At 63.7% G+C, this 14,660-nt stretch carries 15 protein-coding genes; 11 read left to right on the forward strand and 4 right to left on the reverse strand.

Annotated elements, in window-relative coordinates:
• Window position 1 precedes the first annotated feature (1 nt).
• From gspK to G5S35_RS27920, 5 genes are all read left to right on the forward strand, one after another.
• The gene (gspK, locus tag G5S35_RS27900; RefSeq protein ID WP_183039540.1) at window positions 2-1,096 is read left to right on the forward strand and encodes a type II secretion system minor pseudopilin GspK; all 1,095 of its coding nucleotides are present in this window, start codon (window positions 2-4) and stop codon (window positions 1,094-1,096) included.
• A 163-nt stretch (window positions 1,097-1,259) separates the two neighbouring features.
• Window positions 1,260-1,451: a hypothetical protein gene (locus G5S35_RS27905; RefSeq protein WP_124263269.1), complete on the forward strand. Its 192-nt coding sequence runs from the start codon at window positions 1,260-1,262 to the stop codon at window positions 1,449-1,451.
• A 194-nt stretch (window positions 1,452-1,645) separates the two neighbouring features.
• Window positions 1,646-2,203 carry a sugar dehydrogenase complex small subunit gene (locus G5S35_RS27910; protein WP_065058815.1) on the forward strand — a complete coding sequence of 186 codons (558 nt, stop codon included), beginning with the start codon at window positions 1,646-1,648 and terminating at the stop codon, window positions 2,201-2,203.
• Between the two features lie 12 nt (window positions 2,204-2,215).
• On the forward strand, window positions 2,216-3,817 hold the full coding sequence (locus G5S35_RS27915; RefSeq protein WP_065058816.1) for a GMC family oxidoreductase: 1,602 nt from the start codon (window positions 2,216-2,218) through the stop codon (window positions 3,815-3,817).
• A gap of 10 nt (window positions 3,818-3,827) precedes the next feature.
• Complete coding sequence (locus G5S35_RS27920) at window positions 3,828-5,165, forward strand: c-type cytochrome (RefSeq protein ID WP_183039541.1); 1,338 nt, start codon at window positions 3,828-3,830, stop codon at window positions 5,163-5,165.
• Between the two features lie 96 nt (window positions 5,166-5,261).
• Here the strand turns inward: G5S35_RS27920 and G5S35_RS27925 are convergent, their stop codons facing one another.
• Window positions 5,262-5,759, reverse strand: a complete 498-nt coding sequence (locus tag G5S35_RS27925; protein WP_183039542.1) for a GNAT family N-acetyltransferase — start codon at window positions 5,757-5,759, stop codon at window positions 5,262-5,264.
• Between the two features lie 116 nt (window positions 5,760-5,875).
• Between G5S35_RS27925 and G5S35_RS27930 the strand changes: the two genes are divergently transcribed.
• A complete protein-coding gene (locus tag G5S35_RS27930) occupies window positions 5,876-6,826 on the forward strand; it encodes a LysR family transcriptional regulator (RefSeq protein WP_065058818.1) in 951 nt (316 codons plus the stop codon).
• Between the two features lie 140 nt (window positions 6,827-6,966).
• Here the strand turns inward: G5S35_RS27930 and gcvA are convergent, their stop codons facing one another.
• Window positions 6,967-7,875 carry a transcriptional regulator GcvA gene (gene gcvA / locus G5S35_RS27935; protein ID WP_074986909.1) on the reverse strand — a complete coding sequence of 303 codons (909 nt, stop codon included), beginning with the start codon at window positions 7,873-7,875 and terminating at the stop codon, window positions 6,967-6,969.
• Between the two features lie 153 nt (window positions 7,876-8,028).
• Here gcvA and G5S35_RS27940 point away from each other — a divergent pair, with 153 nt between their 5' ends.
• The 5 genes from G5S35_RS27940 (at window position 8,029) to G5S35_RS27960 (ending at window position 12,565) form a co-directional block, all read left to right on the forward strand.
• Window positions 8,029-8,871, forward strand: coding sequence for a DMT family transporter (locus G5S35_RS27940; protein WP_065058820.1), 843 nt, complete (start codon window positions 8,029-8,031; stop codon window positions 8,869-8,871).
• Between the two features lie 83 nt (window positions 8,872-8,954).
• Complete coding sequence (locus G5S35_RS27945) at window positions 8,955-9,377, forward strand: GFA family protein (protein ID WP_231957471.1); 423 nt, start codon at window positions 8,955-8,957, stop codon at window positions 9,375-9,377.
• A 68-nt stretch (window positions 9,378-9,445) separates the two neighbouring features.
• Entirely contained in the window at window positions 9,446-10,447 is a 1,002-nt protein-coding gene (locus tag G5S35_RS27950; protein WP_074986908.1) for a hypothetical protein, read from the forward strand.
• Window positions 10,448-10,709: 262 nt separating this feature from the next.
• Window positions 10,710-11,018, forward strand: coding sequence for a hypothetical protein (locus G5S35_RS27955; protein WP_074986907.1), 309 nt, complete (start codon window positions 10,710-10,712; stop codon window positions 11,016-11,018).
• Window positions 11,019-11,290: 272 nt separating this feature from the next.
• The gene (locus G5S35_RS27960; protein ID WP_183039543.1) at window positions 11,291-12,565 is read left to right on the forward strand and encodes a hypothetical protein; all 1,275 of its coding nucleotides are present in this window, start codon (window positions 11,291-11,293) and stop codon (window positions 12,563-12,565) included.
• Window positions 12,566-12,596: 31 nt separating this feature from the next.
• Here the strand turns inward: G5S35_RS27960 and G5S35_RS27965 are convergent, their stop codons facing one another.
• Complete coding sequence (locus G5S35_RS27965; protein ID WP_183039544.1) at window positions 12,597-13,211, reverse strand: carboxymuconolactone decarboxylase family protein; 615 nt, start codon at window positions 13,209-13,211, stop codon at window positions 12,597-12,599.
• 38 nt (window positions 13,212-13,249) lie between these two features.
• Complete coding sequence (locus tag G5S35_RS27970; RefSeq protein ID WP_074986904.1) at window positions 13,250-14,596, reverse strand: MFS transporter; 1,347 nt, start codon at window positions 14,594-14,596, stop codon at window positions 13,250-13,252.
• Window positions 14,597-14,660: the final 64 nt, after the last annotated feature.

Below are 14,660 nucleotides of genomic sequence, written 5' to 3' on the forward strand. Positions count from 1 at the left end.
GATGCCGCTAAAGCAGCGCCTGAAAAAGCGGCGCGAACGCGGCGCAGCCATCATCACCGCGCTGCTGGTCATGGCGCTATCGGCGGTCATGGTGTCGGGCATCGTGTGGCGCGAGCAGGTGCAGGTCCGCCGCATCGAGGACCAGCGGCTGATCGTGCAGGCGCAATGGGTCGCGCGCGGCGCGCTCGACTGGACGCGGCTGATCCTGCACACCGAAGCCGACACCATGCCGACCGCAACTTATCTGGGCGGCTTGTGGAGCACGCCCGTGGCGCGCACGCGGTTGAGCCATTTTCTCGGCGGGATGGAGAACGAGGGTAGCGGCCAGGTCGGATCGACCTGGCTGTCGGGCTCGGTCGAAGACGCGCAATCGCGTTTCAATCTGCGCAGCCTCGTGTCGAATCCGTCGCCGGGCGTGCTGCAGGTGAACGTCACGCAACTGGAGGCGTTCCAGCGCTTGCTGCAACTGCTCGGCATCAACCAGCAACTCGCGAACAAGACCGCGTTGGCGGTGCGCTCGGGGCTTTCTCATTCGGCCACGCGCTTCGAAAATGCGAGCACGTCGGGCGGCAGCGCGTCGACGGCGCAATCCTCGCAAACGCAAGGTGACGGCGACAGCTTCACCGATCAACTCGGCATCGACGATGACAACGACGAACACAGCGCAACGGCATCGCTGCTGATGACCGATGTGAACGCGCTGCTCGATATCCCCGGTTTCACGCCGGGTGCGGTGGCGCGGCTGCGTCCGTTCATTACGGTACTGCCGAACGCGACGCCGGTGAACATGAACACCGCGAGCGCCGAGGTGCTGGCCGCGATCGTGCCGGGCATGACGCTGGCGAAAGCGCAGACCTTCGTCGCCGCGCGCCAGACCGTGTTTTTCCGCAACATGAGCGACGTGACGCTCGCGCTTGAGGCGGCGGGCATGGACGGCGTGTCGCTCGATTCGTCGCTGTACGACGTCACCACCAGTTATTTCTTCATTCACGGCAGCGTGCAGCAGGAACGCGCGGAGGTGGACCGAACCACGCTCGTCTGGCGCGATCCGCAGACGCACAAGACGCGCATCGTGCGCGTGCAGGATGCGCCGTGAATCAGATCGGCAGGGTAAAGAAAGCTAATTGCAAGCGACGGGAAATGTTTGGTAAGTAGTTTCGTTTCTCGCTTGATGATTGCGATTTCGTCCGCGCGACGCGCGCGTATGCTGAAACTACAAAAAAGGACGTCACGAACTCCCTTTCTAACAGGCTACCCCCGTGTCTCGAACAATCGTCGGTCTACCGCTGCGTAGGCTTCTCCTGCTGCTGCTTATCGCTTCTTCCACTCTGTTTCAGGGTTGCTCGTCGACGCTGGGCAATATCGCGCTCGGCATGGGACTGGGCACCGTCGGCACCGTGAGTGCGCTGGGATGCGCGCTGACCTGCCAGGGCGGCGACCCCGGCTGGTAACGCCATCGCTGATTTACGGCGCCAATGAAATGGGGTTTGGCGCTTTGGTGGAATTGCACTACGCTGTTCTGTAAGCGGGAGTGCGCCAATCCGCCACATCGAGTACACTGCACGCGTTGTTAACTAGTTAGTACAGATTTGACAATTCGGACGAGGCGCCGTGGCGCAGCCGGAATGCACAATCTGGAAACGTGATGACGTCCCCACAGCAACCTCCGTCCCAGCCGTTCGCGCCTTCGCGGCGGCAATTTCTGATCGGCACGACCGTGCTCGCGACGCTGAGCGTGGCCGGCCTCGGTGCGATCGCTTCGATCGGCGCGGCCCACGCGCAAGCCGCCGCCGCGAACGCCGATGCCGACTTCGCCGCTTTCATCAAGCTTTCGCAATACCTGACCGGCAAGACCGCGCTCGACGTCGAAATCGGCCGCGCGATTCTCGCCGGGCTCAAGGTCGACGATGCCAACGCGAGTGCGATCATCGCACAGCTCAACGACTTCGTCGTACGCACGAATACCCCTGCAAACGGCCTGCAAACGGTGCTGGACGCCTCGCAGCCCGCGCTCGCCAAACTGCCGAAGAAAGTGATGACCGCGTGGTATCTCGGCGTGGTCGGCAGCGGCAAGAACGCACGCACCGTCGCCTACGAACAGGCGCTCATGTATCCGCCGATCGCGGACGTCATCGTCATGCCGAGCTACGCGCGCGGCGTGCCCGGCTACTGGGCCAAGCCCCCAGTGCTGTCCCATTCCTGATCCCTGCATCCCATGGCAACGAATCAATCCGCCGACGTCGTGATCGTCGGCGCCGGCATCGCGTCCGGTCAGATCGCACAGAAGCTCGCCAAGGCGGGCATCGACGTGCTCATGCTCGAAGCGGGGCCGCGCATCGAGCGCTGGCGCATCGTAGAAAATTATCGGAATAGTCCATTTAAGTCGGATTTCCAGTCGCCGTATCCGCCCACGGAGCACGCGCCGCATCCGCAGTATTCGCCGAGCAACGACTATCTCGTGCAGCGCGGCCCGGAACAGTACAAGGCCGGTTATCTGCGCATGGTCGGCGGCACGACGTGGCATTGGTCCGCGCAGTCGTGGCGTCTGCTGCCCAACGACATGAAGCTGAAAACGCTGTATGGCGTGGGCCGCGACTGGCCGATCAGTTACGACGATCTTGAGCCGTATTACTACGAGGCCGAAGTCGAAATGGGCGTGGGCGGTCCCGAGGACCTCGGTTCGCCGCGCTCGAAGCCGTATCCGCATCCGCCGCTGCCGCTCTCGGACTTCGACCAGAAGTTCAAGGATGTGGTCGAGAAAGCGGGCTACAAGCACGTAACCGAACCGGCTGCGCGCAATACCGCGCCGTTCGACGGTCGTCCCGCCTGCTGCGGCAACAGCAACTGCATGCCGATCTGCCCGATCGAAGCGCAATACACGGGCGAAACCGCCATTCGCAAGGCCGAAGCCGCGAAGGCGCGCCTGCTGCCGAACGCCGTGGTGTATCGCATCGAGCACGATGAAAACGCGCGCATCGTCGCGGTCCATTACAAGGACCCGGACGGCAATACGCAGCGCGTGACCGGCAAGATTTTCGTGCTGGCGTCGAACGCGATCGAAACGCCCAAGCTCATGCTGATTTCGAAGAGCGACAAATTCCAGAACGGGATTGGCAACAGCTCGGACCAGGTGGGCCGCAATCTGATGGATCACCCGGGCACGACGGTGACGTTCCTGTCCGCGGAACCGATGTGGCCGGGTCGTGGTCCGATGCGTCTCTCGTGCATCAACAATCTGCGCGACGGTGCATTCCGTTCGGAATATTCGGCGATGAAACTCAACGTCGGTAATTATTCGCCGATGCGCGCCGTGAGCGATTATCTGATTTCGAAGGGCGTCTACGGCGCGGAACTCGACGAGAAGATTCGCGACTACGCTTCGCGCTGGGTCGTGGTGAACAGTTTCTTCGACATTCTGCCGGACCCCGAGAACCGCATTACGGCGAGCACGGAATTCAAGGACAAACTGGGCATCGCGCGTCCGGAAGTGCATTACCGCATCGACGATTACATCAATCGGGCGGCGAAGGTCGCGCGCGGTCATTACGCGCATATCGCGGACCTGTTCGGCGGCACGGAAGTGCGTTTCGACGATTCGTACTTCAACAACAATCACATCATGGGCACGCTCATCATGGGCGACGATCCGCGTGATTCGGTGGTCGACAAGGATCTGCGTTCGCACGATCACGAGAATCTCTTCATCGCGTCGAGCGGCACGATGGCGAGCGCGGGCACGGTGAATTGCACGCTGACGCTGTGTGCATTGTCGATGCGTCTCGCCGACAAGCTGATCGACGAAATGAAGCATGCTTGAGGCGCGCGCGATGAAACTGACCCACACAACGACAACCCACACGCGCCGCATCTTCAACGTATTGCGCAAATGGCTGCCCGCCGGCGCGCTGGCCTTGAGCGGTGCGCTGACCGGCACGCTCGCGCACGCGGCCAGCGCAAGCGACGAGGTCGCGCTCGTCAAGCGCGGCGAATATCTCGCACGCGCGGCGGACTGCATTGCGTGCCACACGTCGAACAAGGCAAAGCCTTATGCGGGCGGCGTGCCGTTCGATCTGCCGTTCGGCACGATTTATTCGACGAATATCACGCCGGATAAAACCTATGGCATCGGCAATCTGAGCGATGCGGACTTTATCGGCCTGGTGCGCGAAGGTAAATCGAAGGACGGCAAGCGTCTGTATCCGGCCATGCCGTATACGTCTTATACGCAATTGACCGACGACGATATTCTCGCGATCCGCGCGTATCTGCGTACGATTGCGCCGGTCGCGAAGGCCGTGCCTGCGAATACGCTCGGCTTCCCGTTCAACCAGCGCTGGGCGATGGTGTTCTGGAATCTCTTCAATTTCGACTCGGGCCGTTTCCAGCCCGATCCCGCGAAGAGCGCCGAATGGAATCGCGGTGCGTATCTGGTCGGTGCGCTCGCGCATTGCCAGGAGTGCCATACGCCGCGTAATTTCATGCAGGGCTTGTCGAGCCAGTCGCTCGCGGGCGCGCAACTCGGCAACTGGACGGCGTATAACATCACGCCGGACCGCGTCGCCGGGATCGGCGGCTGGACCGACGAGGAGTTGATCGCCTATCTGCGTGACGGCGCGGCGCCCGGCAAGGCGAACGCGGCGGGACCGATGGCAGAGGTCGTCGAGAACAGCACGCGCTTTCTTTCGGACCAGGACCTGCGCGCGATGGCGACGTATCTGCGCACGGTGCCCGCGCAGAACAATGGCATGAGCGCCACGAGCCTGCCGCGTTATGGCTGGGGTTCGCCGGTGCAGAGCGTGACCGCGTTGCGCAATCGACCGCTGACCGTGCTCGGTGGCGGCGCGGCAGCGGACGGCCGCACGCTCTTCAACGCCAATTGCGCGAGCTGTCACGGCTGGCAAGGCACGGGCGTGGGCGGCAAGGATGCGGGCGCGTATCCGTCGCTGCTGCATAACACCAGCGTGGGTGCGTCGAATGCCGACAATCTCACGATGGTCGTGCTGCACGGCGTGAGCCGCCAGACCAACAACGGTCATATGTCGATGCCGGCATTCGCGGGCGAGTTGAGCAATAGCGAAGTCGCGACGCTGGTGAATTACGTCACGACGCAATTCGGCAATCCGTCCGCGACGATTACGGCGGATAAAGTCGCGAAGATGCGTTAAGTGCGTACGTATGACGCCAATGCAAAAAGCGGGCTTCGGCCCGCTTTTTTTTCGACCGCTCGGGTCGTGCGTTTAACGCTACAGCCGCAAGGCGATTTATGCGGCAATTTCCGGCGACGACAACGCGAGCGCGCGAATCGCTTCATCCTCGACGCGATAGCGAATCCATTCGGCCTGCGGTTTCGCGCCGAGCGATTGATAGAACTCGATAGCCGGCGTATTCCAGTCGAGCACGCTCCATTCGAAACGGCCGCATCCGTTTTCCACCGCGATGCCGGCGAGATGCTGCAACAGACGCTTGCCCGCGCCCTGGCCGCGCGCATCGGGCGAAACGTAGAGGTCTTCCAGATATAAACCGGATTTCGCCTGCCACGTCGAATACGAAAAGAAATACACGGCATAACCCACGGCGCGGCCGTCGAGTTCGCAGATCAACGCTTTAGCGGGCGATTGCGCACCAAACAGCGAGGACGTAATGGTTTCCGTCGTCGCGGCAACCTGATCTTCGGCGTTTTCGTAAATTGCGAGTTCGGTAATGAAATGAAGAATGAGGGCCGCGTCGTCGGCGGTGGCGGGCCGGATGGTCAGTGCCATAAGCGTAATCGGGTTCCAGATGAGCAATCAAACTGCTGAGAACAGCAACAGACTCACGATGGTAGTCGATATCCAATCTGCGTATACTGCATTGTTGTCATCATGGATTGAACGTTATGCATCGTGATCTGCGCCGGCTCGACCTGAACCTGTTGCTGGTGTTCGACGCGCTCGTGCGCCATCGTTCGGTCACGCTGGCGGCGGAAGAACTGGCGATGAGCGCTTCAGCGTTGAGTCACGCGCTCGCGCGTCTGCGCGACGCGATGGCCGACGAACTGTTCGTGCGCATCGGCAATGAAATGCGGCCCACGGCCACTGCCGAAGGCATGATGCGCCCCATCGGCGAGGCGCTCGATCTACTGCACGCGGGGCTCGCGCCCGCGCGGCAGTTCGATCCCGCCGCGAGCGAGCGCACCTTCATCTTCGCCGCCACGGACTACACGGCGTTCGCCATGCTACCCGCGTTCATGGCGCGGATGCAGCAGGTCGCGCCCGGGCTGCGCTTCAAGGTGGTGTATTCGCGGGGCCGCGAATCCGCAGACGAACTCGCGTCGGGCCGCATCGACTTCGCGCTTGGTTACGACGAGGAAGCGTTGCCGTTGCCTGCGGGCGTCGAAAGCACCGACTGGTTTTCGGACGACTACGTGGTGATCGCGAGCCGCGAGCATCCGGCAATTGGGCGCAAGCTGACGATGACGCAGTATCTCGCCGCGCAACACGTGGTGGTGACGCCGTGGGACGAATCGCGCGGCTCGATCGATCTCGTGCTCGACCGGCTTGGCGTGATGCGCGACGTGGCGATGCAGTTGCCGAGCGTGCTCGTCGCGCCGTTCATCATCGCGCGTTCGCATTTGCTGATGACGATCCCGCATCGCGCCGCACTGATCCTGCGCGATGCCGCGCCGGTTGCGATCTATCCGACGCCGTTTGATGCGCCGCGTTATACGCTGAAAATCTATCAGCACACGCGGCATGCGGGCACGCCTGCGCACCGCTGGATTCGCGATCAGTTGCTGCAATCCGTGCCGGATTCGCGCGGATCGACGGCGCGCAAGGGGCGTGATTAAGCGGCCGGAATCACGAATACAGGAACGGGCGCCGTCGACGCCCAATTCGACGATCTCCCAAGTGAGCATGCCGACGTTGGTTTTCGCGGCAGTCTTTCGCCCGCCGAAGCAACCCGCGTCGTAAAGGCACGCGAGCCGCTTCACCCATTGCGTCCCATCGACGACGCCGAGCCTTCGCGTTCGAGCCACGCGCGAAACAGCAGCACGCGCTCGTCGTTGGCCTTTTCATCGGCGACATAGGTGCAATAGCTGCGCGACGGCAGACGCGGACCGGCGAAGGGCGCGACGAGGCGGCCCGCCGCGAGATCGTCGGCGACCAGCGCGGTCGGTCCCATTGCAATGCCGATGCCGTCGATGGCCGCCTGCAAGGTCAGATAGAAGTGATCGAAGGTCAGCGTGGCGGCGGGCGCGAGCGCGGGAATCTGCGCGCTTGCGAGCCAGTCGGGCCAGAGCCGCGGCAGGCTCGACGTGTGCAGCAAGGTGTGCGCGCGCAGGTCGCCGGGCGTGCGCAGCGGCGCGCGCTGCAACAGCGCGGGGCTGCAGACCGGCAGCCGCTCCTCGGTCAGAAAGGGGCGCATGGCGTAACCGTAAAACGTATCCGGGCCGCCGCGAATGATCACGTCGTAACCGTCCTTGAGACTCTCCGGCGGCTCGTTCGAGGTCTCCACCTTCACTTCGATGTCGGGATGCGCGGCGCGGAACTTCGCCAGACGCGGCACCAGCCAGCGCAAGGTGAAAGTCGCGAGCGAACTGACGGTAAGCGTGCGCGGCACCGCGCGCGGCGCGCCGTATTTCGCCGTGGCCTGCGAAAGCTGTTCGAACAGCGGGCCGATTTCGTCGAGATACACCTGCGCCGCCGGTGTGAGCTGCACGCGCCGGTTGAGCCGTTCGAACAGCGGCGCGCCGAGCCATTCCTCGAGCAGCCGCACGTGCTGGCTCACCGCGCCAGGCGTGACGTGCAGCTCCGCTGCCGCTTCCTTGAAGCTGCCGAGCCGTCCCGCCGCCTCGAAGGCGCGCAGGGCATTCAGCGGGGGCAAGACCGGTTTCATTCGAATTAGTTTAACTGGTTCGAAAGCGCAATTTATCTGGTTTGCCGGTCACGGACAAGATAGTTATCCTTCGTGCTTCTCGGCGCGGGTCGTCGCTTCGCTGGCGCCTCGTTCGCTGTCTCACGTCCTTCCGGCCATCGCGCCGCCACGCCCATGCTCAGTTACACCGGCGGTATCGTGCTGCTCGCCGCCATGCTCCACGCGACCTGGAATGCGATGCTGCACGGCAACCGTGACCGTTTTCTGTCGATGACGTGGATGAGCATCGCCATCGCGGCGGTCGCGACGCTCGTCATCGTGGCGAGTCCGCTGCCGGCGCGCGCGTCCTGGCCGTATATCGTCGCCTCGGGGCTCGTGCATGGCTTCTACAACGCGAGCCTGGTGCGCTCGTATCGACGTAACGATCTGGCGCTCGCGTATCCGATCGCGCGCGGATCGTCGCCGCTGCTCGTCACGCTCGGCGCGGCGCTGTTCGCGCATGAAGCGATCGGCCCGGTGCACGCGCTCGGGATCGCGATGATTTCGGGCGGCATTTGCGCGATCGCGCTGCTGGGCCGCCGCGTGTCGCGCTCGGGCGCACTGGCCGCGCTGACGACCGGCGCGACGATTGCGCTCTACACGGTCATCGACGGCATGGGTGTGCGCGTGTCCGATGGCCAGTCGGTGGCCTATACCGCGTGGATGTTCCTGTTCTACTGGCTGACGCCGGTCTATTTCATCGCGCTGCGCGGCGTCGCGCCGCTGCGTGCGTCGTTGCGCGACGAGCCGATGGCGCTCGGTTCATCGCTCATGGGCGGGCTGGTCTCGATTGCGGCGTATGGCATCGTGATCTGGGCGCTTCAGTCGGGCGCGATGGGTACGGTGTCGGCGTTGCGCGAAACCAGTGTGGTGTTCGCGGTGCTGATCGGGCGCGTGTTTCTGCGCGAAACGGTGAGTGTCACGCGCTGGATCGCGTGTTTGATCGTGGCGGCGGGCGCGGTGTGTCTCGGGATTTAATGCTCGGGCTTTGACGCCTGATTCAAGGTTTGCAAATGACTTTCGGCATGAGGTATTTTCATATGATTAGCGATCCGAATAAAATGAAAGGGCAGTGCCATTGCGGTGCGGTGCGTTTCGAAGCGACGCTCAATGACGGCTTCAACGGCATTCGTCGCTGCAATTGCTCGTATTGCCGGATGCGTGGCGCCGCTGTCGTGCCACTCGCCACGAATGGACTGTGTTTTTTACAGGGCGAGGACGTGCTGTCCGCTTATCGCTTCAATACCGGCGTTGCGCAGCACTTCTTTTGCTCGCGATGCGGTATTCACACGCATCTTCAACGCCGCTCGAATCCGCAGCTTTACGCGGTGAATGTGGCGTGTCTCGACGGCGTCAGCCCGTTCGACTTTGCCGAGGTGCCGGTGACGGACGGCATCCATCATCCGGGCGATACCGGCGAGCCCGCGCGTCAGGCGGGCGTGATGTGTTTCATCGCGCAGGAGTCAAGGAGTAACAATCGGTAAATTGCTTGTCGGGGCACTGAAATCGCGGTGCCGTAGAATCGGTCGCGCTCACTTGCCCTTTTTCTACGATGCTCCGCTCTTTCGAATCGACCGCGCGTCGCGCCGCGCGCTGGCTGGCCGTCGCGCTGACGATGCTCACGGGCGCTTATATTCCGCTCGCGCACGCCGATTGCCGTCCCACGGCGCAGCCCGGCGCGGTGGTGCTGCCGCTGTCGCCCGCGCAGCTTTCGGTGCCGCTCAATGCGCCGGTGGGCACGGTGCTCGGTTCGGCGCACGTGGCCGCGCTCAACGACATTCCTTTCACCTGTAGCGGCCCGGACAACGCGCGCGAACTGCGCGTGCTCGCGCCCGCCGACACGGGTTCGGGGCTCGGCAATGTCTACGCGACGAATCTCCCCGGCATCGGCTTTCGCATCGTGACGCGCGGCGGCAGTTTCGCGGGCATCGACGACGGCCCGCGCGATGCGGCTTATCGCGTCACGCTGCCGCCGCACGCGGCGCGGCTCACGGGTTTTACCGCCGATGTCGAGTTCATCACGACGGGCCCGAGTCATGGCGGCGTGCTCGCGCCCGGCAAACTGGCGAGCGTGATGATTGGCGGCACCGATTTTATCGATGTCGTCGTGCCGGAGAATGGCGTCGTGATCGACGCGATGCAATGCGCGCCGGTGTCGGTGAGCGGCGAAATGTCGGCGGGCGTGGGCACGATGGGCTCGTTCACGCAGGAAGCGGCGGTCATCAGCACCGGTTGCGGGCCGGTGGGCGTGAGCCTCGCGATCGGCGTGGGGCAGGGCTACGTGTATGGCGCGCATCCCGCGCTCAATGCGAATGCGCCGCCGGCGCATCACCCGCATGATGCCGGCGGTTTCGCCGCGCTCGACGCGGCGCATGGGCCGAATGCGGCGGGCGTGACGCTCACACGCAATCGCAGTACCGCGCGCGCGACGTCGCTCGACGACAGCCAGTCGGACAGCGCTGAATCGGGCACGACGCAGAGCTCGGGCAGCACCGGCTGGTCGGGCGGCAGCTTCGGCGCCGGTGGCGCAATGGGCGGCGGAATGCGTCGCTGAGCGTTGCGCCGCGGTTTGAATGGCTGCTTCTCCCGCGCGATGGCGTGATCTTCTTGCCGATTATTAACGGCGCTCAGTTTGTGCTCGGGCGCGCTCCGCCGCGTTCAAACGATGCCCGAACGGTGCCTGATCGCCGCGCGATTCGAATCTCTCCGTATCGATATGAAGAATTGACTCGCCGCTGAGATAGAATCGGCGTCGGCCAGGCATGCCGTATGAATCTGGAGACAATGAACCTTGTTGGAAGTGTGAGGGAGAACCTATGAAGAAGGACAGGCTCGTGGCATTCGCGCTGATCGCCGCTGCGTTGGCGCTCGCAGGCTGCACGTCCGTAGCCCAGAAAAATACCGATCAGTGCGTGGATAAAATGCAGGCGTCCGCCGAACCCGCGCTCGTCTCGGTCAGCGACAAGCGGCCCTCGGCGGATGGCCGCTCGATCACCGTCAGCGGCATGATGGAAGACCGCCGCTCGCAATCGCTCGTGCCCGCGCAAGTCGAATGCCAGTTCCAGGGCAAAGTCCTGACCGGTTTCCGCTGGCTCGTCCCGGCGAATTTCGTATCGCAGCACTGAGCATTCGCGCCATTCAAGCGCGCCGCGTGCGCTTTGCGTTGCGTTGCAAAAAAGCCCAGGCCTGATCCGCCAGGGTTTTTTGCTTGTTGGTGCGAGTCGACCCTGACCGCGTTGAACGTGGCCGCGTCAGCCGGTTGAATTCAATTCGTAATCGTCCGTAATGTTGGCTGTAACCTGAGTAAGTTTTACCCGGCCTACACTCCAGCGTTTTAACGCTGGTCTGTCGTCGGATACATTCGGCAACGGGCAATTGAATTCATTACCGAGGTCGCATGAAGCCCGAACCCCAAGCCATTTTCCTGCATACCGGATATCGAACGGCGGGGACGTGGTTATGGTCCTGTTTTCGCAATCTGGATCAGGTGACGGGATATTACGAACCGCTGCATGAAATGCTCGCGACCATCGATCGCGACATGCTCGACAAAAGCACGTCGAGCAGCTGGCGGTCGGGGCATCCGAATCTGGAAAGCCCGTATTTCGCGGAGTTCGCGCATCTGCTCGATGGCGATCAACCGGGGATCGCCGGTTACGACGAAGTGTTTTCGATCGACAGCTTTTCCGGTGCTGCACCCGAAGCGGCGCCGCGTATCGTCGATTATCTGAATACGCTCGCGCAGACTTCGCGTGCACAAGGGCGCGTGCCGGTATTCAAGTTCTGCCGATCGCTCGGACGGCTCAAATGGTTTTACGAGACGTTTCCCGATGCGGTGCATATCGTCGTCCTGAAGAATCCGATTACGCAATGGCAATCGTGCTGGGAATTGCTGGCGAAACATCGCAATGCGCATTTCGTTGCCATTCCGTTTGCCGTGCTCGATATGAACCGGCATGTGCCGCTCGCGCGCAAGGTGATGGACGCGCTGCGTATTACGCTGCCGGAGATGCCGGAGAGCGGCGAAGCAATCACGCTTGAAGAGCGCCTCACGTTCTTCAAGGAATACGTGGCGAAGATCGATCCCGCCGACGCTTATCGCGGCTTTCTCGCGCATTGGTTGCTGACGTTGCGCCATGCGTTCACATCGTCGGATGCGGTGTTCGATTGCGATCTCGCCGCGCGTTCGCCCGTGTATGCGCAGGCCGCGGAGCAGTGGATCGCGGAGATGTCGGGCTTGAGCCCGTCGTTCGGCAGCGTGCAGCCCGCCGATGGTCCGCGCCAAAGCGGTTTCGACGCAACGCGCGGTCTGGAGATTCACCTCGACGCGCTGGCGCTGTCGCGCGCGCTCGCCGAATCGGGCGAAATCAGCGGGGAAACGCAATCGTTCTGGACGAGCAAACTCGCGCAGGCGACGCAGGTGCTCGCCTTCGGCCCCGACGTGAACTGGCCGCACGGCGCCGTACCGCTGCATCGCTCGACGCGTGTGGTGGATATCGCGCTGATCGACGGCATCGCCGCGGACGCCGCACTCGTGAACGAACTGGCGGCTACGCGTAGCGCGCTGGAAAGCGCGCGTCGGCAGATGAAGGCGCTCAAGCGCGCGCCCTTGCGTCGGCTTGGCACGAAGGTGCGCAAGCTGTTCGCGTCGAATGGGCGTCGCACGGCCTGAGCCGCGCAGCTTTATCCGCGTCGCGCGCGGGTCAGGCGTGCTGGTCGCGAAAGGCGTCGGTGACGTGCAGCGTGTGAGCGTAGACCGCCCCGGCGCGTAAGACGACGGCGATCGCATACGCCTCGTCCAGTGCTTCGGGAGGCGCATCGGCGGCCAGCGCCCGCTCGTGCAGCGTCTGGCGTCGCGCGTCGTCGGACTGCGCATAGGCGACGGCGGCGGCGGTGATCCACACCAGCGCCGGTGCGATCGCATCGGTGGCGAACACCGCCTGGGCGAACGCGAGGCGCGCCCGCGCGATGGCCGTGTTGCGCACGGCGGTTTCGTCCTCGATCGCGAGCGTGCCGTGCGCGACGCTCAGCGTACCTTCGCCGATCGATTCCAGCGCCGCGCTCACGTAGCTCACCGCCAGCGCTTCGGCTTCGGTCGCGCCGCACTTGCGCGCGAGCGCGGCGTGATGCTCGATGCAGAACGCGCAGCGCGTGATCTGTGCAATCGCCACGGCGACCAGATGCTTGTCCTTCTCCGATAAACGGCCCGCGCGCCAGACCGGCGCGGACAGCGTGCGGAAGGCTTTCGGACCGGCGTGGCTGCGTTCGAGTGCGCCCACGATGCGGGCTTCTTCGTCGTGTGTGCGGAGTTCGCTCATCGAAATTGACTCTTTAAAAATGGGCTCGGCGCGAGCAATCAACGCGGGCTCGCAATGGCGGCGTCACTCGGCGCAGACGCGTTGCGCGCGTCGCGCAACCGGCGCGCGGGGTCGGCCGCCGCCAGCACGGCGATCAGACTCAACACGCCCAACGCGCTGATATACGCGCAGATGTACCACGGCGAACCGTTGCCCAGCACGAGCAGTGCCGCGGCGACGAAAGGCGTCAGGCCGCCGGAAATCAGCGTGCCGATCTGATAACCCAGCGAAATGCCGCTGTAACGCACCTCGACGGGAAACTGCTCCGCGAACCAGGCCGCGCCGGGCGCGTAGATGGCCGCGTCGAACAGCGCGAGTTCGATGGCGAACACCACGGGCAGATAGCGCAGATCGCCGTGATCGAGGAACCAGAAGAACGGCCACACGAGCAGGCTGATGCCGACCACGGCCCACACCGCAGGACGCCTGCGGCCGATGCGGTCGGACAGCGCGGCCCATAGCGGCGTCGCGACGATGGCGAACGCCGAGCCGATGATCACCGCGCTGAGCGCGAACGACGCGCCGCCGCGCTTCAGGTTCAGATAGCTGATCGCGTAGGTGGTGACGATGGCGTACATGGCCGGTTGCAGCAGGCGCAGGCCGATCGTCACGAACAGCGCGCGGCGATGATGGCGGAACACGTCGGCGACCGGCAGGCGGCGGAGCTTGCCTTCGGCTTGCGCGTCGAGAAACGGCGCGGGCTCGTGAATGCGCGCGCGCACGAACACGCCGACGGCCACCAGCACCACGCTGAACAGGAACGGCAGACGCCAGCCCCACGCGGCGAAGTCATCGGCGGACAGCCACTGCCGCACCGTGAGGAAGGTGCCCGACGCGAGCAGCATGCCCGCCGCCGAACCGACCTGGGTGAACGAACCGAGCAGACCGCGGGAGCGCTCGCTCGCGTGCTCGACCGAGAGCAGCGACGCGCCGCCCCATTCCGCGCCGGTCGCGACGCCTTGCAGCAACCGCAGCGTGACGAGCAGCGCAGTCGCCAGCAGACCGGCGGTTGCGTAGGTCGGCAGCAGACCCGTGAGCAGCGTGGCGATGCCCATCAACACCAGCGAAAACACCAATACGCGTTTGCGCCCGATGCGGTCGCCGAAATGCCCCGCGATCACCGCGCCGAGCGGACGCGCGAAGAAGCCCACGCCATACGCGGCGAACGCGCCGAGGATGCCGGTCAAGCCGTTCGCGCTGGCGGGAAAGAACGCGTGACTGAAGACCAGCGCGGAGGCTGTGCTGTAAATGTAGAAGTCGTACCACTCGATCGTGGTGCCGATGAACGCGGCGAAGCCGGCGCGTGCTGCGCGGTTGCGCGGCGACGAAGAGGAGCGGGTTGACATGATCCGATCAGCATAGGAAAGCCGACCAGTTGATCATTGTTGCTGTCGTTTTCCTAACAACGAT

This window comes from Paraburkholderia tropica (genome assembly GCF_014171495.1).
Taxonomy (GTDB): Bacteria; Pseudomonadota; Gammaproteobacteria; order Burkholderiales; family Burkholderiaceae; genus Paraburkholderia; species Paraburkholderia tropica.

Coding starts and splice junctions, on each gene's coding strand:
- gspK (WP_183039540.1), top strand. CDS start 2: ATGCCGCTAAAGCAGCGCCTGAAAAAGCGGCGCGAACGCGGCGCAGCC.
- G5S35_RS27910 (WP_065058815.1), top strand. CDS start 1,646: ATGACGTCCCCACAGCAACCTCCGTCCCAGCCGTTCGCGCCTTCGCGG.
- G5S35_RS27915 (WP_065058816.1), top strand. CDS start 2,216: ATGGCAACGAATCAATCCGCCGACGTCGTGATCGTCGGCGCCGGCATC.
- G5S35_RS27920 (WP_183039541.1), top strand. CDS start 3,828: ATGAAACTGACCCACACAACGACAACCCACACGCGCCGCATCTTCAAC.
- G5S35_RS27925 (WP_183039542.1), bottom strand. CDS start 5,759: ATGGCACTGACCATCCGGCCCGCCACCGCCGACGACGCGGCCCTCATT.
- G5S35_RS27930 (WP_065058818.1), top strand. CDS start 5,876: ATGCATCGTGATCTGCGCCGGCTCGACCTGAACCTGTTGCTGGTGTTC.
- gcvA (WP_074986909.1), bottom strand. CDS start 7,875: ATGAAACCGGTCTTGCCCCCGCTGAATGCCCTGCGCGCCTTCGAGGCG.
- G5S35_RS27940 (WP_065058820.1), top strand. CDS start 8,029: ATGCTCAGTTACACCGGCGGTATCGTGCTGCTCGCCGCCATGCTCCAC.
- G5S35_RS27945 (WP_231957471.1), top strand. CDS start 8,955: ATGAAAGGGCAGTGCCATTGCGGTGCGGTGCGTTTCGAAGCGACGCTC.
- G5S35_RS27950 (WP_074986908.1), top strand. CDS start 9,446: ATGCTCCGCTCTTTCGAATCGACCGCGCGTCGCGCCGCGCGCTGGCTG.
- G5S35_RS27955 (WP_074986907.1), top strand. CDS start 10,710: ATGAAGAAGGACAGGCTCGTGGCATTCGCGCTGATCGCCGCTGCGTTG.
- G5S35_RS27960 (WP_183039543.1), top strand. CDS start 11,291: ATGAAGCCCGAACCCCAAGCCATTTTCCTGCATACCGGATATCGAACG.
- G5S35_RS27965 (WP_183039544.1), bottom strand. CDS start 13,211: ATGAGCGAACTCCGCACACACGACGAAGAAGCCCGCATCGTGGGCGCA.
- G5S35_RS27970 (WP_074986904.1), bottom strand. CDS start 14,596: ATGTCAACCCGCTCCTCTTCGTCGCCGCGCAACCGCGCAGCACGCGCC.